This is a genomic window from Mesorhizobium sp. B2-6-4 (genome assembly GCF_006441495.1).
Classification (GTDB): domain Bacteria; phylum Pseudomonadota; class Alphaproteobacteria; order Rhizobiales; family Rhizobiaceae; genus Mesorhizobium.
In genome coordinates, this window is record NZ_VFUE01000019.1 from 20,329 (window position 1) to 40,643 (window position 20,315).

The following is a 20,315-nucleotide window of genomic DNA, read 5'->3' on the forward strand; positions in this document are numbered from 1 at the left end:
CGAAATGCGCAACGGGAGACGAACAGAGTTACGAAGGCCGGAGCGCCTGCGCAACGCCTATGTCCGTCCCCGAACAGGGTGCCGGTCCGGGGTGCCACCATTGCGGAATTCGGAGGCGGAAATGCCGTAGCGCTTGAGCTTGTCGTAGAAAGTCTTGCGCGGCACGCCGAGTGCGTCGATGGCCCCGCGCACGTCGCCGGCATGATCGCGCAAGGCCTCGCGGATGAGTTGCGCCTCGTAGCGGCCGACCCGTTCGGGCAGCGCCGCCGAGGGCTCCGGCAAGCGCGCGGACGTTGCCCTGGCCTCCTCGTCGGGCCCGAGGCCGAGCGCGACGCGGTCGGCAAAATGCGCGAGCTCGCGCACATTGCCCGGCCAGTCATGCGACTGGAGATGGTCGCTCACCGCGGCATTCACAGCCGCGACAGGACGGCCGAAACGCTGCGAGGCGTTACCTAGGAAATGCCCGAACAGCATCGGGATGTCGCCGCGCCGCTCGCGCAGCGGCGGGATGCGCAGCGTCACCACGTTGAGGCGGAAATAGAGATCCTCGCGAAAATCGCCGCGCTGGTCCGGCCGGCCTAGATCGACCTTCGTTGCCGCGACGACCCGCAGATCGAGGCGGCGCGTTTCGTTGGAGCCGAGCGGGGTGAGGCTGCGCGTTTCCAGCACCCGCAGCAGCTTGACCTGTAGCGGCGGCGGCATGGATTCGATTTCGTCGAGGAACAGCGTGCCGCCGCTCGAATGCTCGATGCGACCGATCCGCCGCCGCTGCGCCCCGGTGAACGCACCCGGCTCGTGGCCGAACAGCTCGCTCTCGATGACGGTCTCCGGCAGGGCACCGCAATTCAGCGCCACGAAAGGCTTGGCGCGGCGCCGGCTCCATCGGTGCAGGAGATCCGCCACCACCTCCTTGCCGGTGCCGGTCTCCCCTTCCACCAGCACGTCGACATCCATGTCGGCGATCTGGCGCAAGGTCTCGCGAAGGCGGCGGATGGCGGGCGCCTCGCCGATCAGCGGCAGGCCGTCGGCGGCCTGCGCGGCGGCCTCGTGCAGCCGCCGGTTCTCCATCACCAGCCGCCGCTTTTCGCTTGCCCGCTTCAGCGCTTCGACAAGGCGCTCGCCGGCATAGGGTTTCGGGATGAAATCGTAGACGCCATCCTTGAGCGCGGCCACCGCGAGATCAATATCGCCATGTCCGGTGACCAGGATCACCGGTATGTCGATGTCGATCGCCCTGATCCGATCGAACAGCTGCAAGCCGTTCATGCCGGGCATGCGGATGTCGCTGACCACCACGCCCTGAAAATCCCGGTCGACGGCGGCAAGCGCTGCCTCCGCGGCCTTGAACGCGATCACGCCGAAGCCGGCAAGCTCGAGCAATTGCGTGGTGGCGTGAAGCAGATCCGCGTCGTCTTCGACGAGCGCGACCAGCCCTGATCCCTCAGTCATTCAATTCGCCTCAGATCTATGGTGAAGGATGCGCCTTTCGTGCTGCCCGGATCGAGGCGCAGCGTGCCGCCCAGTTCCTGGGCGATCTCCTGCGAGATCACCAGACCGAGGCCAAGCCCCTTTTCCTTTGTGGTCTGGAACGGCATGAACAGATTGCCGGCCGCTTCCGGCCCGAGGCCAGGTCCATTGTCGCGCACCGAAACCAGCACCCTGTCGTCGCGCTCGGCAAGCTCGATCTCGATGCGCGGATCGGGCCGGTCCTTCAGGGCATCCAGCGCATTCTGCAAGAGATTGACCAGGATCTGCTCCAGCCGGATTCGGCTGGCCATGACCGTCGGCGAGGCGGTGCCGCGCGGCTTGACGACGGTCACGCCGGAATCGCGGATGCGGCCGGACAGGAGCGACAGCGCGCCGTCGATCGCTTCGCGCACGGGCAATGGCGAGGCGGCGACGCCTGGTCGCCGCGCGAAGGTGCGCAGCGTGCTGGTGATGGCGCCGATGCGCTCGGTCATCGACACGATCGATGTCAGGTTGCCCGAGACGGATTCGACTTTGTCGCCATGCAGGAAGCGGCCGGCATTCTCGGCGTAGGTGCGTATCGCCGCCACCGGCTGGTTGATCTCATGCGCGACGCCGGCGGCGATCTGGCCGAGGATGGAAAGCCGGTTGGCCTGGGCGAGGTCGTCGCGCAGTCGGCGGACCTTGGCCTCGGCGTTTTCGCGCTCGGCGATCTCGCCGGCAAGGGCGGTGTTGGAGCGGGTCAGTTCCGCCGTTCGCGTGCTTACCCTGCTCTCCAGTTCAGCATTCATGCGCGCCAGCGCTTCCTGCCTCACGCGGCGCGCACGGCGGCGCCTGAGAAGCACGTAGGCAAGCAAACCCGTGAGCAGCAACGCCAGCAGCGTGGTCAGGCGCGCCGTGTTGGCGGCCGACGTCAAAGCGGCATCGGCAGGCGTGAGCAGCCACAGACGCCAGCCGGGAACGGCGCCGGGCAGGTCCTGCGCCACTTCGACGAACTGGCGCGATTTTCCGGCATTGTCGATTGTCGCCAGGCCGTCACCGGCACCGCGTCGTATCGGCAGCGGTTCGAAGCCGGTTTCGGCAAGTTGAAGCTGCGCGTGGGCTGTCGCGGCATCCGCGGCCGAGAGCGGCGCAAGCGCGTGGAAACGCCACTCGGGCCGGCTGGTCGCCAGCACGACACCGCGCTCGTCGGTGACGAAGACGACAAAGCCGCTGGAGCGCCAATTGGCTTCGACTCCGTCGAGTTCGACCTTCAGTACGGCAACGCCGAGCGGCGTCTTGCCGTCATCGACGCGGCTGGCGAGATAAAGTCCCGGCCTGCCGCTGATCGTGCCGAGGCCATACTGGCTGGCGGCGCCCTTGGTCATGGCGTCGGTGAAATAGTGGCGGAAATTGTAGTCGATGCCGACGAAGCTGCCCGGCTCGCCGGCGTTGCTGGCCGATATCGCGATGCCTGCCGTGTCGATGACATAGATGGCGGATGCCGAGGCGTCGGCGGCAATGGCGCGGAGCTTGTCGTCGAGCGCTGTCTCTTGGGTTTTGCCGGCCCGGCGCAACGCGTCGCGCACCGCATCGTCGCGTGCCAGCACCAAGGGAACGAGACGCTGCTTTTCGATTTCGCCGGTCAGGGTGCCCGCCGCCAGCGGCAAGGCTGCCAGTGCTCCGTCGCGCAGATTGCCGGCGGCCTGGTTGGCGGCAAGGCGCCCGGCAATCGCGACCGCTCCCGCCAGCATTGCCAGGGCGACCAGGAGAATGAGCCAGCGGCCGTCACGCAGCCTGGCCATCGCTTCGCGCAGCAGGTCGCGGCCGGCGAACTCCGGGTATGCGCTATCGGTGCCTGCCTGCGGCGTCTGCCCTCTCCACCGTTCGCTGTTCAGCAGCCACTGTAATGCGAAACTCCGCCCAGGCAAACAAGGGTGAGTGCGGAAATCCGCACAGGCCTCCATCGAAGCGGGGACAAAACCGCCGGAAACCCAGGGTTCCGGCCTTTTCTCGATCTGGCACGACGCTTGCAAAACTCCCGACAGCGGCGAGCGACCGGAGCGCCGCGATGGGAGAAGTCTTGCGGGGCGGCGCGTGCCGTTCCCTCCGGCCAGGGAGATAGCAGATGCACATGGCAGACCAATCACGCGCGCCCGCCGCGCAGCGCAAGCCGCTCTATGCCCAACTCTACGTGCAAGTGCTGGTGGCGATCACCGTCGGCATCCTGCTCGGCCATTTCTATCCGTCGCTCGGCGAGAGCATGAAGCCGCTTGGCGACGCCTTCATCAAGCTGGTCAAGATGATCATCGCCCCGGTTATCTTCCTGACGGTCGCCACCGGCATTGCCGGCATGAGCGACCTGCAGAAGGTCGGCCGCGTCGCCGGCAAGGCGATGCTCTACTTCCTCACCTTCTCGACGCTGGCGCTCATCATCGGCCTGATCGTGGCCAATGTCGTGCAGCCCGGGGCCGGCTTCAACATCGACCCGGCGACGCTCGACGCCGCGACCGTCAACAGCTACGCCGCCAAGGCGCACGACCAGTCGGTCACCGGCTTCCTGATGAACATCATCCCTGCCACCATCGTCGGCGCCTTCGCCGACGGCGACATATTGCAGGTGCTGTTCTTTTCAGTGCTGTTCGGCATTGCGCTGGCGCTGGTCGGCGACAAGGGCGCGCCGGTGCTCAATTTCCTGCAGGCGCTGATGGCGCCGATGTTCAAGCTGGTCAGCGTGCTGATGAAGGCAGCCCCTATCGGCGCCTTCGGCGCCATGGCCTTCACCATCGGCAAGTACGGCATCGGCTCGGTCATCAACCTCGCCATGCTGGTCGGCACCTTCTACATGACCGCTTTCCTGTTCGTGTTCATCGTGCTGGGCGCCGTCTGCCGCTACAACGGCTTCTCCATCCTGTCGCTGATCCGCTACATCAAGGAGGAGCTGCTTCTGGTGCTGGGCACCTCGTCTTCGGAAGCGGCACTGCCCTCGCTGATGGAGAAAATGGAGAAGGCCGGCGCGAAGCGCTCGGTGGTCGGGCTGGTCATCCCGACCGGCTATTCCTTCAACCTCGACGGCACCAACATCTACATGACGCTGGCCGCGCTGTTCATCGCGCAGGCGACGAACATCCACCTCTCCTTCGGCGACCAGATCCTGCTGCTCCTGGTGGCGATGCTTTCCTCCAAGGGGGCGGCCGGCATCACCGGCGCCGGCTTCATCACCCTTGCCGCCACGCTTTCGGTGGTGCCGGCTGTGCCTGTCGCCGGCATGGCGCTGATCCTCGGCGTCGATCGCTTCATGTCGGAATGCCGGGCGCTGACCAACTTCGTCGGCAATGCGGTGGCGACGCTGGTGGTGGCGCGCTGGGAAGGCGAGCTCGACGAGGCCAAGCTGGCCAGGGCGCTGGCGGGAACGGCCGACGACAGCCTGCCGGCGGACATCGTTCCAGCCGAGTAATCACAACGGCCGCACAGCGATAGCAAATGGCCGGAGGCATCGCCGCCTCCGGCCGTTTTTCGTGTGCTCACCGTGTGAGGCAGCAGGACGCGCACGCCGCGCAGCTTGAGCTCGGCCATCAGTGTCCGCCCTCGTGTCCGGGATATCTGCTTGGCCCTTCGACAGGCACGCGGGCTGTGCCGTCGTCGAACAGGACAAGGCTCGCCGCGCCGATCAGCCCGGCGTGGCGGCCGAGCTGGGCCTGAACCACCGGCACGTCGCGATAGGCGCGCATGGCGCGCTGGCGGATGGTCGCCTCTATTGCCGGAGCCATCAGATCGAGGCCATTGGCGATGCCGCCGCCGACGACCAGCACGTCGGGCGAATAGAGATGCAGGAGGTTAGTGAAGCCGACGCCGAGCCAGCGCGCTTCCTCCTCGAGCAGGGCCAGGGCGAGATCGTCCTGCAGCCGCGCCGCATCGACGACATGGCGGCCCGTCACCTCGCCGTTGGCCGAGAGGCGGCGCAGCGTCGAGCCGTCGAAGGCCGACGTCGCGGCATTGGCGCGGCGGCCGAGCGCGGTGCCCGAAGCGATGGCCTCGAAACAGCCGACGACACCGCACATGCAGCGCTCGCCTCCATCGGTGATGGTCATATGGCCGATCTCGGCGGCAAGGCCGCGGCGGCCGTGCAGGATGCGCCCGTCGACGACGACGCCGCCGCCAATGCCGGTCGAGACGGTGACGAAGACAAGCGAACGGGCACCGTGGCCGGCGCCGAAGCGCCACTCGCCAAGTGCCGCGGCATTGGCGTCGTTCTCCAGCCGCACCGGCAAGCCGAGCCGCCGCTCGAGGATGTCGGCCAGCGGCACGTCCAGCCAGCCGGCGAGCGTCGGCGGCCCGACGGCGATGCCGGCCAGCGGATCGAGCGGTCCCGGCGCACCGACGCCGACACCGAGGATGGCGAGGGCCGGCGCCTCGGCATGGATGGTCGCGGCGAGAGCCTCGATCTGGCCGATCACCACTTGGGGACCGGCCTGCGCCTGTGTCGGCACCGCCGCGAATGCCAGTATCTTGCCATCATGGTCGACCAGGGCGGCACGAAGCTCGGTGCCGCCAAGATCGATCGCGAGAGCGGCCTCGTTGCTCATGCCGCGACTTTCAGCCCGTGCAGCCAGCCGATGCGGCCGGCCAGATCCTTGTCACCGAAAGCGAGCGAACCAAGAACGACGGTCTCGGCGCCCGCGGCACGCAGCAGCGGCACCGTCTCGTGGCGGATGCCGCCGTCGGCGGCAAGAACCACGTCCGCCTCGCGGCCGGTCTTGCGCAGGATGGCGCGGGCCTCAACCAACCTGTCGCAGGCTTTCTCCGAAAGGCCTTGCCCCTTGACGCCGATCGCGGTTCCCAGAAGCGTGACGAACGCGACTTCGGACACAAAGGGCCCCACCGCTTCGATCGGCGTTTCCAGCCGCAGCACGACGCCGGCCCCGGCGCCGAGTTGCCGTGCCAGCCGAACCGCGCGCAGACCCGCCTCGCCGTTCTCGGCATGGACGCTGATCATGTCGGCCCCGGCCTCGATGAATTGGCGCGTCTGTTCCTCGACGATTGTCCCGTCGACCATCAGATGGACATGGATGGGCTTGGCCGTCAGCTTGGCGATGCGAGCGACCAGATCGGGGAAGAACAGGAAGGACGGCGCGAAGTGGCCGTCAGCGACATCGATGTGGTGAAGGTCGACATAGGGTTCGATGCGCTTCAAGTCGCTCTCGAAATTGGCGAGATTGGCAGACCAAGACGAGAATTCAGCGATCAGACGATCGCGCGGCAATGCGGCGATAGCGGCCGGGCCTGAAAGGAGTTTCGAGATCATGACTGGTCCTGGTTGTTGAAATTTTTATCGAGAAAGCCGCCGATCGCGGCACGGATTTCGGCGAAGTGGCGATCCTTGTCGGTGGCCTTTGGTGTCACCTCGGTGAAGATCGCGTTGAGGATTGTCTTCGCCAGTTCGCGCGCAATCGCCAAGGGATGGACGAGATCGACGCCGCTTCCGACGACGAGTGTGGGGATTGAGAGCGCAGAGGCTGCGGCCCGCGAAACGCCGGGCCCATCGCCGGCGATTGCCCGCATCATTTCGGCGAAGTCCGCTGCATTGTCGCGTTCGAAGAAACCGAGCAAGGACGCTAGATTGTCGGGTGCCTCGGCGCGGAACCGGGCCGCCGTGGCCGAAGCGGCAAAGACGGCGCGCGCCTCGTTCGGCGGGCGGTTTCGGATGAGCTCGGCCACTTCCGCATAGGGACGCATGTTTTCAGGTGCAGCGTCGAAGGCCCAGGCCGGACGGACCAGCACCAGGCCGGTGACGCGCTCGGGATGCCGGACGGCCAGGCGCAGCGCGATCGCCGCACCCATCGAGATGCCGCCGGCGACGAAGCGTTCGATGCCGGCCGCATCGGCGGCGGCCAGCACGTCGTCGGCGAACATGGCGATCGAAAGGGGGCGCTTGTGGCCGGCACCGGAGCCGCCTTGGGCCCGGCATTCGACGGTGAGCCGGCGTCGCGACGGGCCGTCGGGAAAATTCTGCGCCACCTGGGCGGCGTCACCGCCGAGACCGTGCTGGAAGACGACGGGAAGCCTGCCTTGCTCCGTGTCGAAGACACGAAGCGCCGCATCGTCGCGAAGCATGGTCGTCGGTGCGACGCTCATCGGAGCAGGCGGCGCAGAAAGGCGGCAACGGCGGGAGCTTCGTCGGCCGACAGTCCGTGCGTGACAAGCGGGCCATCGAATTTCACAGTGTTCAGCCGCGCGACGAAATCCGGAAAATCGACAATGCCCTCCCCTGTTGTGGCAAAGCGGCCGTCGGCATGCCGGTCCTTGGCATGCGCCATGGCTATATGGGCAGCGGCCTCGTCGATCGCCGCCGCGACGATGGCGCGCGCCTCCTCCGGCGTCGCATGCTCGAACAGGTTCGCCGGATCGAGCACGATCTTCAGATGCTTCGAGCCCATGTCGGCGATCAAGCGGGTGGCATCCTTCGCCGAGGTGACGATGTTGGCCTGTTCGGGCTCGATGCCGAGATCGACGCCTGCGCCTTCGGCCAGCGCCAGCGCCTTTTCCATCTCAGTGGCCATGTCGGACCAGGCGGCCGGTGTGGCGTTGTCGGGATGATAGGCCCATTGGTCGGCTGCATTGCGCGAGCCGGTGCAGAGCGTGACCAGCGGAATGTCGAGGGCGGCGGCTGTATCGATGACGACGACAAGGCGGCAAAGACCATCGTCGCGCACCGCCTTGTCTGGATGCGCCATGTTGTAGGTGCCTGACAGGGCGGCGAGCGATACGCCTGTTGATCGGGCGGCGGCGCGAATGGCCGGAATGGCTGCGTCAGGCACCGCATCGGGCATCGACGGCAGGCCGGCGCAAGCGAGATTGAATTGCGTCGTCTCATAGCCCGCCTGCCGCACTGCTTCCAGCACAACAGCCGGCTCGGTGCCCGCAAAGGTCTTGGCGAAGATGCCGAGACGCATCAGACCGCACCCGAGACCGAAGCGAGCTCGATCCGCTCGCCGGTCTCGACGGAGCGGGCAATGGCGACCATGGCGCGGATCGAGGCAATGCCGTCCTCGACATTGGCACCGCGCATCGGCGCGCCGTTCAGCACCGTGTCGGCGAGACCTTCCAGCTGGCGGCGGAAGAAATGGCCGTCGGCGCCGAGCGGTTTTCGCGAGGTCGCGTCCTTCTCATGGAAGATATCGACCTCGCTGGCGCGGAAGTACCAGGGATTGAACGTCTTGGCGATGACGGAGCCGTTCTCGCCATAGAGCTGGAAACCCTCGTGCCAGTCCATGCGTACGGCGACGGTGAGATCGAGATGGCCGAGCGCGCCGCTGGCGAACTCGGTCTCGACGAACCAGCAATAGGCGCCGAAGCGTTCGTTGAGACGGGCGCGTACGGCCGTGATCTCGCCGCAGAGGAAGCGGGCCGTATCGACCAGATGCGAGCCGTGCGCCAGCATGAAATACTGCCGGAGATCCGCCTTCGGATTGCCGGACGGTTTCTTCGCCAGCTTGCTGGTGACAGGCAGCGGCTGCACCGCATCCGTATTGGTGTAGCGGTGAGTGGAATCGCAATACCAGGCCTTCAGCGCCAGCACCTCGCCCATTTCGTCGCGCACGAAGTCGCGCGCCGCCTCCAGCGCCGGATCGAAGCGTTTCATGTGGCCGACCTGCAGGATCCTGCCGGAGCGTTTCACCGCCGCCGCCAGCGCCTCGCCTTCCTCGACCGAAGTTCCGATCGGCTTTTCGCACAGCACATGCTTGCCGGCGTCGAGCGCCTTGATCGACATCGGCACGTGATAGGCGTCCGAGGTGGCGACGATGACCGCTTCCAGCTCCGGATCGGCGAGCATCTCGTCATAGTCGGCATACATCTTCCGCGGCTCGTAGGTGGCGCCCATGCGGGCGAGCAGGTCGGGTGCGGCGTCGCAAATGGCGTAGAGGTCGGCATTGCTGGCCTTTGCACAGGATTCCAGATGCGCGAACTGCGCGATGGGGCCGCAGCCGAGCACGCCGACCCTGAGGCGCCTGTCCTGTTTCCCGATCATCGTCTCAGGCCCCGTAGCCGCGCATCGTCTGGCGGTTGGTCTTGACCGCGCCGGCAGGATCGGCCGCGGCCGTGTCGGATTCTTCTTCAAGCACCAGCCAGCCGTTGAAGCGCGGCGCCGCACCGACGATCTCGATCACTTCAGGCGTGTCGCAGACGCCTTTACCCAGCATCGCCCAATCGCCCTTGGCGTCGACGTCCTTCAGATGGATGTAGCGGATGCGGTCGCGGTAGGTGGTAAGCGTATCGGCCATGTCCTTGTGGCCGCGCAATATGTGGCCGGTATCGGGCACCCAGCCGACCAGGTCGGGTTCGAGCAAGGCAAAGATCGCGTCGTAGTCGGCGCGGTCGAACAGCAGCGTGTTGTGGTGCGAACTCGGATGCACTGCGACCTGGACGCCGGCCTTGCGCCCGAGCTCGCCGGCCCTGTTGTAGACCTCTGCGGCGATAGCGAATTTGTCGTCGCGCGAGCCGTTGGAGACGACGGTCGCCGAGCCCATCGAGACAAGCGCACCTGGGAACGCGGCAGCGAAATCGATCCAGCGCCTCGCGGTTTCGAGATCGGCGCCGATCTCGTCCTTCAGCGTGAAGCCGCTTTTCGAACCGAAGGCGAAGGAGACCAGCGTCAGGCCGGATGCTCCAAGCGCCGCGGCGAACTCCGTCGGTTTGCCTGCATAGCGGCCGATCATGGTGTCGGTGATCTCGATGCCGGCATAGCCGCCGTCGGCGATCGCCTTCAGGAGATCGTCGGGGCCGCCGGTCCAGGCCTTGCCGAGCATCTCCCAGGTGAAGGTCTGGCAGCCGATCTTGAGCTTCGTCTTCGTCATGTCGTTCATTCCTTGACGCCGCCCTGGGTTTCCTTGGCGCCCCTGGGTTTCGCATGGTCTATAAAAATTTTACGCGCGTCAATATTCAATATGTTGTATAGCGGCTGCGAGGGATGATCCATTGGCGGGCAACGGATCGGGCAGAGCGTGGCCGCATCGGAGGAACGACAAGAAAATGCGCGGACAATCGAAGACGAAGCTTGGGATCGGCGTCGTCGGATGCGGCAACATCTCGATGACCTACCTGCGCAATGCCGCGCTTTTCGGCGGCATCGAGCTGCGCGCCTGCGCCGACATCTCGGCCGACATGGCTACCTTGCGCGCCAAGGAATATGGCATCCGTGCGCTCGGCGTCGATGCGATGCTGGCCGATCCCGAGATCGATCTCGTCCTCAACCTGACCATCCCGGCTGCGCATTTCGACGTTTCGCTTTCGGCGCTTTCGGCGGGCAAGCATGTGTTCACCGAAAAGCCGCTGGCGACCTCGGCCAGCGACGGGCGCCGCCTGGTGTCGGAGGCGGCCAAGCGAGGGCTGCTGCTCGGCTCGGCCCCCGATACTTTCCTCGGCGCCGCCGGCCGGCGGGCGCGCCGCCTGATGGATGAAGGCGCCATCGGCCGCGCCGTGACCGGCACAGCCTTCATGATGGGCCGCGGCATGGAGCACTGGCACCCCAACCCACAATTCTACTACCAGCCGGGCGGCGGCCCGGTGTTCGACATGGGCCCCTACTATCTGACCATGCTGGTCAATTTGCTCGGTCCCGTCCAACGCGTCATGGCAATGGCGACGCGGGGCCAGCAGGAGCGGCTGATATCAGCCGAGGGACCGTTCAAGAACACGACCTTCAAGGTCGGCACGCCGACCAACGTGCTGTCGCTGCTCGAATTCCGGTCAGGCGCGACAGTCACCTTCGGCGCCTCATGGGACGTCTTCAAGCACTCCAACCATCCGATCGAACTGCACGGCACGGAGGGCTCGCTGCGCCTGCCCGACCCCGACACGTTCGGCGGCACCGTGTCCTTGTCCGAGCGCGGCGCCGAGTGGAAGGATTTCCCCAGCGAGGGCGAACTCTACGGCGCCCGCAACTGGCCCTATGCCGCGCCCGACCGCGCCAATTATCGCATGCTCGGCGTCGCCGACCTCGTGCGTTCGCTCGCGACAGGTGCCACGCCCCGCGCGTCCGGCACTCTGGCGCTGCATGTGCTGGAGATCATGGAGGCGATCCTGCACTCCGGCGAAACGAAAAGCCCGGTCGCCATTGCTGGCGACGTCGTCCAGCCGGCCCTGCTCTCGGAGGACGAGGCGCGCGGCCTGCTCGCCTAGATGCAATCATGACGGAGATTGCGATGACGCTCGATCCTGATGCTCTGCGTGCCCTGGAAATCGGCCGCGCGGCCGGCGGTGCGCCGTTCGAGAACGGCAGCGTGGCGGCGGCGCGGGCCGCCTACAACGCTTCGTTCCCGGCGCAGCAGGGCGAACATGAGCCGGTCGCGGCGACGTCGCAGCGGCAGATCGACGGACCGAACGGCCCGGTTCCGATCCGCATCCATCGCGGCATCGGCGCACCGCGAACCGGCGCGCGCGCCGTGCTCTATCTGCATGGCGGCGGCTGGGTCATCGGCAATCTCGATTCGCATGACGAGATCTGCCGCTGGCTGGCCAATCTGGCCAATGCCCTCGTCGTCTGCCCCGATTATCGACTGGCACCAGAGCACAAATTCCCCGCCGGGCTCGAAGACTGCGCGGCAGCGCTCCGCTTCATCGCGCAAGACGCCGGGGATCTCGGCATCGATCCTGCCCGTATCGCCGTTGCCGGCGACAGTGCCGGCGGAAACCTTGCCGCCGTGCTGGCACTGCTCGCCCGCGACGGGCAAGCACCGCCGCTTGCCGCACAGATCCTGATCTATCCCAACACCGATGCCCGCCAGACGGCGGACAGCTACCGCCGTTTCGGCAACGGCTTTGGACTGACCGCCGCCACCATGGCCTGGTTCCGCGACCACTATGTGCGCACCCCGGACGACATCAAGGATTGGCGCGTTTCGCCGCTGCTGGCATCGAGCCTTGCAGGCGCGGCGCCGGCGTTTGTCCTGACCGCCGGTCACGATATCCTGGCCGACGAAGGGACCGCCTATGGCGAACGCCTGCTCGCTGAAGGGGTGCCGCTGGTCCTGCGGCACTGGCCGGGCCAGATCCACGGCTTCGTCTCGATGGGCCGCTACATTCTCGCCGCGCGGCAAGCGATGAGCGAGGCCGCGGCCTGGCTCCAATTGCAGACGCGCGCTCAGGCCGACTGACGCATCACCAGGGTCGCGCCGAGCTTGACGTTTCGCACGAGGTCATGCGCGGGCGGGCGGGCCTCGTCGAGCAAGGCCAGCAATATCTCGACGCTGCGGCCGGCCATTGCGGCGAAGTCCTGCGCCATGGTGGTGAGCGGCGGACAGGTGTAGCGGCTCAACGGGTGGTCGTCATGGGCGGCGACACGGAAATCGCAATCGGGCTTGCGGCCGATCTTCAGCCCGCGCGTGAAAGCGGCCGACATGATGCCGAAGGCGAGCCGGTCATTGGCGCACAGGATCGTGCGACCAGGCAGGCCTCCCTTGTCGAGCGTCCTTTCCATCCATTCATGGCCGATCCGCTCGAAATCCCAGGTGTAGTCGCGCGCCGCGTTGATGACGACAGGCTCAAGGCCGGCGGCCCGCATCGTCTCGATATAGCTTTGCAGTCGCTCGCCCGAATTGTGGTTGACGTGCGGGATGTCGACATACACCGGCGGCTCGCCGGACCGGCAGAGATAATCGACCATGATCGACGTGCTCTGGTGGTTGTCGTTGCCGACGAAGGGCGTGTCACCCTCGATATAGGTGTCGAAATAGACGATCGGGATGTCTTTGCCCATCCGTTCGAAGACGCCCGGCTCGGAAACCGATCCCAGCGGGGCCACGATGGCGCCGGCCACCTTCAGCGAGGTGAGCGTCTTGACCGATTCCGACTCAAGTCTGGGCGAACCGTGCGAGGAGATGACGATCGGCCAAAAACCTTCGTCGCGGCAGCGCAGTTCAATGCGGCTGACCATCTCGGCATAGAACGGATCGGTAATCGCCGGCACGACGATGCCGACATTGCGGGTGCGCTTGCGGTTGAGATTACGGGCGAAGAGGTTCGGCTGATAATCCGAGGAGCGAAGCGCGGCCTCGATGCGGGTGCGCGTCGCCGGCTTGACGCTCGCCGGATCATCGAAATATTTCGACAGGGTCGGCCGTGACACGCCGCACGCCCGGGCGAAGTCATCCATCGTGCGGTGCGTCTTTTCCGCCATCGATATTCAGGGTCCCTTGCCCTCGCCCGCCGCCCCGGCCGACACGAGTCACGTGGCCGTTGCCCGGAAGCAGCAATGCTCGACCGAACTTGTCCAGTCAAGTTTTAACGGTTCCCAATAGATCGCAGAGTCATTACGCGCGTCAAATTATTTATTGACGCTTTCAAAGCAACACTGAAGCTTCGGAAGGAAGCCAATGGGATAGGCCCGGTCTTGCATCGACGATGATAAGTTCGCATTGGGCGCATCCATGGGCGGGAGGCGTACGCGACGCCTCCCGCCCCGAACATCATTCGCCCCGCATCGTCGCCTGGAAGGCCGGCAGGTGCTTCTTCTGCGCTTCCAGCATGCGTTCGCGGTAGACGCCGTAGATGACATCGGTGTCGTGCAGGGTCACGCCCGCGATCGTCGGCGAAGCGAAGACCGGCAGTTCGATGCCGCGCTTGGCGAGCTGCTCGGCGGTACGCGCGATCAGCTCATGCGCCAGGATCATGGCGAGTACCGTCGAAGAGCCGGAGACCGGACGGCTCCAGCCCTCGACCGGAACGATCGCATCCTCGATCGGAGAGCAGGTGTCGATGACGAGATCGGCCGCGTCGGCCAGTCGCTTGCCGGAGGAGTGCGTCGCGGGCTTGTCGAGATTGTTCTTGCTGGTGACCGCAACGACGAAGATGCCGCGCTTCCTGGCATAGAGCGCCGTGTCGATGCCGGAAGAGTTGCGGCCGCTGTGGCCGAAGATGATGATGGAGTCGCCCTTGTTGAGCGGCTGATGATCCAGAAATTTTTCGGCGTATTTCTCGGTGCGCTCCAGCCACAGCAGCTCACGCACGCCGCCGGCGCCGAGCACATTGTGCCACATCACGCGCGGGTCCGTCAGCGGGTTGAAACCGACATAGCTGCCGTAACGCGGAAACACTTCTTGCACCGGCAGCACCGAATGGCCTGAACCGTAGAGATGGATCAGACCGCCGCCTTCAAGCGAGTCGGCAAAGCGGCTGGCTGCCTGGCCAAAGGCCGCTTCATTGGTTTTCGCTGCCTGGTCGATGAGGGCGGCGAGACGGTGAATGTAGAGGTCGGACACGTGGGTACTCCTGTTAAGTGTGTGCTTGGGGTGATGATGGATCAGCTTCGCGGATTTGACGGGACGCGCCCGGCGCGCAGCGTCGAGCGTATCTCGTAGCGGTCGCCGCGCATGATGGAGACAGTGAACTCGAACGGACCGCGCTCGTCGGTGGCGATACGCTCGACCACGAAGGCCGGACTGCCGACCGGCAGATCGAGCAGCTCGGCGTCCGCCGCTCCGACCGCGCCGACGCGATAATTCTCGCGCGCCGCCACCGGCACGATGCCGTAGTGGCGCTCCAGCGCCTCGTACAGCGATCCCTGCAGCAGGCCGGCGTCGAGGAAGCCCGGCACGCGCGCGGCTGCGAGCTGCGCCGTCTGGATGCCGATCGGCTCGTTGTTGCCGAGCCGCAGCCGCCGGATGCGCACCACCGGGTCACCCTCCTCAATCTCCAGCGCGCCGGCCGCTGCCGCATTGGCGGTGGTGAGGCTGCAATCGAGCAGGCGCGAGCCGGCAACGACGCCGATATTGCCCATCTCCTGAGTGAAGCTCGTCAGTTCGCGGGTGCCGGCGACGAGCGTGGTGGAGCGCACGAAGGTGCCGCGTCCGTGTTCGCGGCGCAGCAATCCGCTTTCCTCCAGATTGCGCAAAGCGTGGCGCAGCGTGATGCGGCTGACCCCGAACAGCGCGCCCAGCCGGTCTTCGGCCGGGATCTGGTCGCCCGTCGCCCATTCGCCGCTCTTGACGATGGCGCGGATGGCCTCCTCGACCTGATACCAGAGCGGCTCGGGCCTTCTGCGATCCGGCTGCTGAAAACTGGCTTCACTCATCGGATCTGTCTCCACCCGCTTCCGGCCTGCCCGGCCACTGCCGCACCGACCAGGCCTGCGCCAGGGCCGAACGCGCCAGCCTTGAGAGAAATGCCGCGCAGATGCGGCGGCAGTTGGCGCCGCAGCGCGGCAAGCAGCGGCGGTCCGATGACGTCAAGCGCATCGGCAAGGCCGCCGGAAACCAGGATCACCTGGGGGTCGAGCAGCGCGACCGCGCCGGCAAGCGCGGTGCCCAGCCGGCGCGCCGGTAGCTCGAGCAAGGTCTGTGCCGCGAGTTCGCCCGCCTGGGCAGCCGCGATCAGCTGGCGGCCGCTGGCAAGGCCGACCTGACCGGCAAGCGCGTCAAGCGCACGGCCCGATGCAACGCGCTCCAGCCAGCCGCTGCGCTCCTCGCCATGGTCCTTGATGTCGGCGCAGGCCCAGCCGAACGAGCAGGCGCCGCCATGCGTGCCGGCGACGATGCGGTGGTTGGCGAGCACCGCCGAGCCTATGCCCGTGCCGATTGCCAGCAGGATCGCATCCGACATGCCCTTCGCGCTGCCTTCAACGGCTTCCGCCAGCAGGGCGATCTGCGCGTCATTGCCAACGGCGACGCGCAATTGCGGGAACAGCGCCGCGATGTCGACACCGTCGAGCCAAGGGAGATTCGGGATCCAGCGGCAGACCGACCCCTCGACGAGACCTGGCACCGCCAGGCCCAACGCCTTGACCGCGCCAGCCTCGGCGCAAAGCGCCGCGATACGGGCGACGAAGGCATCAAGGCTTGCCGGCGCCGGTTCGCGGCTCGGCCTCTCCAGCGCGCTGACATTGCCGGACTGGACGGCGGCACGCAGATTTGTGCCGCCGAGATCGATGGCCAGAACCCGCGTCATCGGCGCCCTCCGGCAGCCGGTGGCGCGAACAGACCGCTGCCGGCGTTCCAGGAATGCGAGGCCGCCGCGAAGGCCTGCGCATGGCGCGTGCCGCGCAGGCAGCCGCGCAGACGGTAGAGCGCGCTGTAGTAATCGACATAGGGGAAGCTGCTCAGGCCCCGCGCCAGCTCGTATTCATGCACCGCCTCGCTCCACGCCTCGAAGCCGTCGCTGACGTCGACCAGGTGCTCGGGGCGGAAACCGTCATCGTCCTCCCAGTTCTCGCCGAACAGCAGCAAGCCCGGCGTAAAGGCGGCATGGTCGCGCGCAACAGTCGGAAGGGCGGCGAAGAAGATGCCGGTCTGCGTCAGCTTGGCTGCGGCGCGATGGTCCTTGTGCCAGCTGCCGTGCCAATGGGTTATGACCACTTCCGGCTTCAGCTCGCGAATGACATCGCACAGTTTCAGCGCCGTCTCGTCATCGGAAGGCAGGAAGGCGTCATGCAGGCCAAGATTGCGCATGGCGACGCCGAGGCGAGCGGCGGCCCTGCCCGCTTCCTCTTCCTTCTGAGCGCAATAGTGCTCGGGGATCAGGCACGGATGGCCCTGCTCGCCCATGCTCAGGTGCAGGAACGTCACCGTGGCGCCCCTCATTACGGCGGCCGCCGCCAGCGGTCCGGCGATCACCTCGGCATCGAAGGCATGCGCGCCGACGACCAGGATGGATTTGGCCGCATAGATCCTGTCCTCGATCATTTCATGCCTCCCCCGGCGCCTACGCCCTCTCGAATCTGGCGGGCGAGCAGACAATACATGATCAGGATCGGCGCCATGGAGATCGCCAGCGAGGCGAACACCAGGCCCCAATCGGTGCGGTACTGGCCGACGAAGACGCTGATGGCCAGCGGCACGGTCTTGTAGCGGTCGTCGAAGATGAAGATCAGCGGGAAGAAGAAGTCGTTCCACACGGCGATCGCCGTGAAGATGGCGACGATCGACACCGCCGGCTTCACCATCGGCAGGATGATCTGGAACAGGATGCGGACCTCGCCGGCGCCGTCCATGCGTGCCGCCTCGTCGAGTTCGGAGGGCAGGACGCGCATGAAATTGGCGAAGATGAAGACGGCGAAGGGAATGCGGATCGCCGAATAGACGAGGATCAGTCCGGTCAGGGAATCCAGCAGGCCGAGATTGCGCATCAGCGTGAACAGCTCGACCGAGGCGAGCCTTATCGGCAGCATGATGCCGGACAGGAACAGGCCGAGCATGATGGCGTTCCAGCCCAGCCGATAGCGGCTGAGCGGATAGGCGGCCATGGCCGAGACGACGATGGTGAGGATGACCGCGCCGGCGGTGACGATCAGGCTGTTGATGAAATTGTGGCCGAGGTCGGCGCGCGTCCAGGCGTTGACGAAATTGTCGAAGGCCCAGCTTGCCGGCAGGCCGAGCCGGTTGTCGTAGATTTCGGCCGTCGACTTGAAGCAGGAGACGACGAGGATGTAGAGCGGCAGCAGCACGGCCGCCGTCCACAGGGCAAGCACCGTCCAGCCGGGCAGCCGCGAAAGCCGGCGCGAGATCACGGGATTGCCTGCCATGGTCAGCGCGCTCATAGCTGCACCGTGCGGCGGTCGAAGAAACGCAGCATCAACAGCGTGCCGACGCTGAGGATGAGGAACAGCATGGTGCCCAACGCCAGCGCTAGGCCGATGTCGGTGATGCCGACGGCGCCCTCCGCGCCGAAGGCCAGCCTGTAGAAATAGGTCACCAGCGTGTCGGTCGAATAGCTCGGACTGCCCTGCACGCCTTGCATCACATAGACGATGTCGAACTGGTTGAAGGTGTTGATGAAGGACAAAGTCGTCAGCGTGCCCAGCGCCGGCATCAGCAAGGGCAGCGCGACGGAGAACAGCATGCGCGCATTGCCGGCGCCGTCGAGTTTCGCCGCCTCGAAGATCTGGCCCGAAATCTGCCGCAGGCCCGCCGTGTAGATCAGCACCGGCAGGCCCATCCAGTTCCAGGCGTCGACGGCGACCAGCATGGCCAGCGCGGTGTGGCTGTTGCCAAGCACGGTCAGGCTGCCCTGATGCAGGCCAAGCCCGTTCAGCGCCCATTCGACCACGCCGCCCGGCGCCAACAGCAGGCGCCACAGCGCACCGACGATGACCGGGCTCAGCACCGCGGGGAAGAAAAAAACCGACTGGAAGAAGGCAGCACCCCTGTCGCGCAGGAACAGCAGCCAGGCAAACAGCAGCCCGATGCCGTTCTGGAAGACCATGATGCCGAAGAACCAGGCGGTGTTGTGCCAGAGGGCGCCGTAGAGCCTGGCACTACTGGGGAAGACGAACAGGCGCGAAAAATTCGACAGGCCGGCGAACTCGGTGATGCGCAGCCCCTTCCAGATGAAGAAGCTGCCCCACAGCGACATCGCCAGGGGATAGAGGACGAACAGGGCGTAGACGGCCAGCGCCGGCAGGATGAAAAGCACGGCCATGCGCTGCTGCGTTCGCTTCAGGCTGCTTTTGCGGCGACGATCGATCATGCGTGGCTTGCCCGGTGGGAGGTCGGCCGCATTGCGGCCGGCCCGGCTCCTTACTGCTTCGGCTTGAACCAGGTGGCGACGGCGGCCTGCATGTCGGCCGCCAGCTTCTCCGGTGCGATGTTGCCTTCGACCATGTCGATGATCTCCGCTTGCAGGACGGAAGAGGCCGTCGGCGACTGCCAGCGGAAGCCGACCAGCGTCAGGTAGGGCGTCGAGTTCTTCGACATCTCCATCATCTCGGCCAATACCGGGTCCTTCACCGTGACATCGGTGCGGGCCGGCGGCCAGCCGAGTTCGTCTGCGAACATCTGCGCGAATTCGGCCGAGGCCATGAAGTCCAGCACCTTGATCGCGGCTTCCTTGTTCGCGCTTTCGGAGACGAGGCCGTAGGAGCCGTCCGAGAAGGCCGAGGTGTAGAGCTTTGCCCCCGCATCGTCGGCCGGGAACGGGAAGATCGAGAATTTCAGCTTCGGGTTCTGCGATTTGAAGCTGCCATTCTCGAACGAACCGCCAAGAAACATCGCGGCCTTGCCACCAATGAACTGCTGGGTGGCGGTGGTGTAGTCGATCCCGGCGAAGCCGTCGGGGAAATAAGGCTTCAGCTCGGCGAAGCGCTTCAGCGCCGCGACATAGCGCGGATCCTCGAAGGTCGCCTTGCCGGTCATCATCTCGTCGTAAAAGCCGGGGCCGTAGACGGTCGGGCCGATGACGCCGACGCCGATCTCCAGCTCCCACGCCGAGCCGTTGGCGCCGCCGGTGGCGATCGGCGTGATGCCGGCCGCCTTCAGCTTGTCGCAGGCGGCGACGAAATCCTTGTAGGTCTTGGGGACCTCGATGCCCTGCGCGGCAAAGATATCCTTGTTGTAGAAGACGCCCATCATCGGCACCGAATAGGGCACGCCGTAGAGCTTGCCGTCGGAGCGCCCACGCGCGCCGCCAAGGGCTGCGTCCGGCATGCTCTTCAGTTCCGGCACGCTCTCGTCGAGCGCATCGAGATAGCCCGCCTCGACGAAAGGCTGCAATTCGCCATAGGCCTTGAGCTGGGCGATGTCGGGCCCGCGCCCGCCACGCAACGCCGTGCTCAGGCGGTTCTGGTAGTCGGCATCCGGCGTGAACTGGATGTTGACCTTGATGCCTGGGTTCTTGGCCTCGAAGGCATCGAAGATGCGGCGCATCGCGGCTTCGTCCTCGGTGCGCCAGCTCCACAGCGTCACCGTGCTGTCGGCCCGCGCCGGCAGGCTGGTGAACAGGCCAGCGCAGGCGGCAAGGCCGCCGATCAGGCCAAGGGCTGCGCGTCGGTGAATTGAAAGCATGCTCATTGCCAGTCTCCCATTTTTATCTGTCCTTGGCGTCCCGCGGCCCTATCGACGCCGCGGAGAGTCATTCCTCAGGAAAGTCATTATAACGACATA

At 66.0% G+C, this 20,315-nt stretch carries 19 protein-coding genes; 3 read left to right on the forward strand and 16 right to left on the reverse strand.

Features of this window, described 5'->3' with window-relative positions; all coding sequences use genetic code 11:
• Positions 1 to 57 precede the first annotated feature (57 nt).
• Both FJ426_RS23625 and FJ426_RS23630 read right to left on the reverse strand, forming a co-directional pair.
• Positions 58 to 1,449: a sigma-54 dependent transcriptional regulator gene (locus FJ426_RS23625; RefSeq protein WP_140685218.1), complete on the reverse strand. Its 1,392-nt coding sequence runs from the start codon at positions 1,447 to 1,449 to the stop codon at positions 58 to 60.
• Complete coding sequence (locus tag FJ426_RS23630) at positions 1,446 to 3,251, reverse strand: sensor histidine kinase (protein ID WP_140825536.1); 1,806 nt, start codon at positions 3,249 to 3,251, stop codon at positions 1,446 to 1,448. The genes FJ426_RS23625 and FJ426_RS23630 overlap by 4 nt, the downstream gene beginning before the upstream one ends.
• Positions 3,252 to 3,574: 323 nt before the next feature.
• On the opposite strand from FJ426_RS23630, the gene FJ426_RS23635 reads away from it, so the two are divergent.
• On the forward strand, positions 3,575 to 4,903 hold the full coding sequence (locus tag FJ426_RS23635; protein ID WP_140520913.1) for a dicarboxylate/amino acid:cation symporter: 1,329 nt from the start codon (positions 3,575 to 3,577) through the stop codon (positions 4,901 to 4,903).
• A gap of 118 nt (positions 4,904 to 5,021) precedes the next feature.
• On the opposite strand, the gene FJ426_RS23640 is transcribed toward FJ426_RS23635, so the two are convergent.
• The 6 genes from FJ426_RS23640 to FJ426_RS23665 are packed head-to-tail and all read right to left on the reverse strand — an operon-like array spanning position 5,022 to position 10,301.
• Positions 5,022 to 6,032: an ROK family protein gene (locus FJ426_RS23640; RefSeq protein ID WP_140825537.1), complete on the reverse strand. Its 1,011-nt coding sequence runs from the start codon at positions 6,030 to 6,032 to the stop codon at positions 5,022 to 5,024.
• Positions 6,029 to 6,751: a ribulose-phosphate 3-epimerase gene (locus tag FJ426_RS23645; RefSeq protein ID WP_140825538.1), complete on the reverse strand. Its 723-nt coding sequence runs from the start codon at positions 6,749 to 6,751 to the stop codon at positions 6,029 to 6,031. The genes FJ426_RS23640 and FJ426_RS23645 overlap by 4 nt, the downstream gene beginning before the upstream one ends.
• Positions 6,748 to 7,581 carry an alpha/beta hydrolase gene (locus FJ426_RS23650; RefSeq protein ID WP_140825539.1) on the reverse strand — a complete coding sequence of 278 codons (834 nt, stop codon included), beginning with the start codon at positions 7,579 to 7,581 and terminating at the stop codon, positions 6,748 to 6,750. The genes FJ426_RS23645 and FJ426_RS23650 overlap by 4 nt, the downstream gene beginning before the upstream one ends.
• Positions 7,578 to 8,399 carry a sugar phosphate isomerase/epimerase gene (locus tag FJ426_RS23655; RefSeq protein WP_140825540.1) on the reverse strand — a complete coding sequence of 274 codons (822 nt, stop codon included), beginning with the start codon at positions 8,397 to 8,399 and terminating at the stop codon, positions 7,578 to 7,580. The genes FJ426_RS23650 and FJ426_RS23655 overlap by 4 nt, the downstream gene beginning before the upstream one ends.
• A complete protein-coding gene (locus FJ426_RS23660) occupies positions 8,399 to 9,475 on the reverse strand; it encodes a Gfo/Idh/MocA family oxidoreductase (RefSeq protein WP_140825541.1) in 1,077 nt (358 codons plus the stop codon). Before FJ426_RS23660 ends, FJ426_RS23655 begins: the two co-directional genes overlap by 1 nt.
• A gap of 4 nt (positions 9,476 to 9,479) precedes the next feature.
• Complete coding sequence (locus FJ426_RS23665; protein WP_140555540.1) at positions 9,480 to 10,301, reverse strand: sugar phosphate isomerase/epimerase; 822 nt, start codon at positions 10,299 to 10,301, stop codon at positions 9,480 to 9,482.
• A 175-nt stretch (positions 10,302 to 10,476) separates the two neighbouring features.
• On the opposite strand from FJ426_RS23665, the gene FJ426_RS23670 reads away from it, so the two are divergent.
• Positions 10,477 to 11,625, forward strand: a complete 1,149-nt coding sequence (locus FJ426_RS23670; protein ID WP_140825542.1) for a Gfo/Idh/MocA family oxidoreductase — start codon at positions 10,477 to 10,479, stop codon at positions 11,623 to 11,625.
• Positions 11,626 to 11,648: 23 nt separating this feature from the next.
• Complete coding sequence (locus FJ426_RS23675) at positions 11,649 to 12,599, forward strand: alpha/beta hydrolase (RefSeq protein ID WP_140520972.1); 951 nt, start codon at positions 11,649 to 11,651, stop codon at positions 12,597 to 12,599.
• Here FJ426_RS23675 and FJ426_RS23680 read toward each other — a convergent pair.
• The 8 genes from FJ426_RS23680 to FJ426_RS23715 all read right to left on the reverse strand — a co-directional run bounded on the left by FJ426_RS23680 (position 12,587) and on the right by FJ426_RS23715 (position 20,222).
• The gene (locus tag FJ426_RS23680; protein WP_140520920.1) at positions 12,587 to 13,621 is read right to left on the reverse strand and encodes a LacI family DNA-binding transcriptional regulator; all 1,035 of its coding nucleotides are present in this window, start codon (positions 13,619 to 13,621) and stop codon (positions 12,587 to 12,589) included. The genes FJ426_RS23675 and FJ426_RS23680 overlap by 13 nt on opposite strands.
• A 289-nt stretch (positions 13,622 to 13,910) precedes the next feature.
• Positions 13,911 to 14,702, reverse strand: coding sequence for an SIS domain-containing protein (locus FJ426_RS23685; RefSeq protein ID WP_140520921.1), 792 nt, complete (start codon positions 14,700 to 14,702; stop codon positions 13,911 to 13,913).
• A 41-nt stretch (positions 14,703 to 14,743) separates the two neighbouring features.
• Positions 14,744 to 15,514: a GntR family transcriptional regulator gene (locus tag FJ426_RS23690; protein WP_140555545.1), complete on the reverse strand. Its 771-nt coding sequence runs from the start codon at positions 15,512 to 15,514 to the stop codon at positions 14,744 to 14,746.
• Positions 15,511 to 16,386, reverse strand: a complete 876-nt coding sequence (locus FJ426_RS23695; protein ID WP_140497694.1) for an ROK family protein — start codon at positions 16,384 to 16,386, stop codon at positions 15,511 to 15,513. Before FJ426_RS23695 ends, FJ426_RS23690 begins: the two co-directional genes overlap by 4 nt.
• Positions 16,383 to 17,120, reverse strand: a complete 738-nt coding sequence (locus tag FJ426_RS23700) for a PIG-L family deacetylase (RefSeq protein WP_140514580.1) — start codon at positions 17,118 to 17,120, stop codon at positions 16,383 to 16,385. Before FJ426_RS23700 ends, FJ426_RS23695 begins: the two co-directional genes overlap by 4 nt.
• Complete coding sequence (locus FJ426_RS23705; RefSeq protein ID WP_140520924.1) at positions 17,117 to 17,974, reverse strand: carbohydrate ABC transporter permease; 858 nt, start codon at positions 17,972 to 17,974, stop codon at positions 17,117 to 17,119. The genes FJ426_RS23700 and FJ426_RS23705 overlap by 4 nt, the downstream gene beginning before the upstream one ends.
• Positions 17,971 to 18,903: a sugar ABC transporter permease gene (locus tag FJ426_RS23710; RefSeq protein ID WP_140562044.1), complete on the reverse strand. Its 933-nt coding sequence runs from the start codon at positions 18,901 to 18,903 to the stop codon at positions 17,971 to 17,973. The genes FJ426_RS23705 and FJ426_RS23710 overlap by 4 nt, the downstream gene beginning before the upstream one ends.
• Positions 18,904 to 18,953: 50 nt before the next feature.
• Positions 18,954 to 20,222: an extracellular solute-binding protein gene (locus FJ426_RS23715; protein ID WP_140514572.1), complete on the reverse strand. Its 1,269-nt coding sequence runs from the start codon at positions 20,220 to 20,222 to the stop codon at positions 18,954 to 18,956.
• Between the last annotated feature and the right edge of the window lie 93 nt (positions 20,223 to 20,315).

Bases quoted from the DNA above. Each gene is read 5' to 3' on its own strand.
- FJ426_RS23660 (WP_140825541.1), bottom strand. From the start codon at position 9,475: ATGATCGGGAAACAGGACAGGCGCCTCAGGGTCGGCGTGCTCGGCTGC.
- FJ426_RS23635 (WP_140520913.1), top strand. From the start codon at position 3,575: ATGCACATGGCAGACCAATCACGCGCGCCCGCCGCGCAGCGCAAGCCG.
- FJ426_RS23675 (WP_140520972.1), top strand. From the start codon at position 11,649: ATGACGCTCGATCCTGATGCTCTGCGTGCCCTGGAAATCGGCCGCGCG.
- FJ426_RS23640 (WP_140825537.1), bottom strand. From the start codon at position 6,032: ATGAGCAACGAGGCCGCTCTCGCGATCGATCTTGGCGGCACCGAGCTT.
- FJ426_RS23665 (WP_140555540.1), bottom strand. From the start codon at position 10,301: ATGACGAAGACGAAGCTCAAGATCGGCTGCCAGACCTTCACCTGGGAG.
- FJ426_RS23650 (WP_140825539.1), bottom strand. From the start codon at position 7,581: ATGAGCGTCGCACCGACGACCATGCTTCGCGACGATGCGGCGCTTCGT.
- FJ426_RS23705 (WP_140520924.1), bottom strand. From the start codon at position 17,974: ATGAGCGCGCTGACCATGGCAGGCAATCCCGTGATCTCGCGCCGGCTT.
- FJ426_RS23670 (WP_140825542.1), top strand. From the start codon at position 10,477: ATGCGCGGACAATCGAAGACGAAGCTTGGGATCGGCGTCGTCGGATGC.
- FJ426_RS23645 (WP_140825538.1), bottom strand. From the start codon at position 6,751: ATGATCTCGAAACTCCTTTCAGGCCCGGCCGCTATCGCCGCATTGCCG.
- FJ426_RS23715 (WP_140514572.1), bottom strand. From the start codon at position 20,222: ATGAGCATGCTTTCAATTCACCGACGCGCAGCCCTTGGCCTGATCGGC.
- FJ426_RS23690 (WP_140555545.1), bottom strand. From the start codon at position 15,514: ATGAGTGAAGCCAGTTTTCAGCAGCCGGATCGCAGAAGGCCCGAGCCG.
- FJ426_RS23630 (WP_140825536.1), bottom strand. From the start codon at position 3,251: ATGGCCAGGCTGCGTGACGGCCGCTGGCTCATTCTCCTGGTCGCCCTG.
- FJ426_RS23700 (WP_140514580.1), bottom strand. From the start codon at position 17,120: ATGATCGAGGACAGGATCTATGCGGCCAAATCCATCCTGGTCGTCGGC.
- FJ426_RS23655 (WP_140825540.1), bottom strand. From the start codon at position 8,399: ATGCGTCTCGGCATCTTCGCCAAGACCTTTGCGGGCACCGAGCCGGCT.
- FJ426_RS23695 (WP_140497694.1), bottom strand. From the start codon at position 16,386: ATGACGCGGGTTCTGGCCATCGATCTCGGCGGCACAAATCTGCGTGCC.
- FJ426_RS23680 (WP_140520920.1), bottom strand. From the start codon at position 13,621: ATGGCGGAAAAGACGCACCGCACGATGGATGACTTCGCCCGGGCGTGC.
- FJ426_RS23710 (WP_140562044.1), bottom strand. From the start codon at position 18,903: ATGATCGATCGTCGCCGCAAAAGCAGCCTGAAGCGAACGCAGCAGCGC.
- FJ426_RS23625 (WP_140685218.1), bottom strand. From the start codon at position 1,449: ATGACTGAGGGATCAGGGCTGGTCGCGCTCGTCGAAGACGACGCGGAT.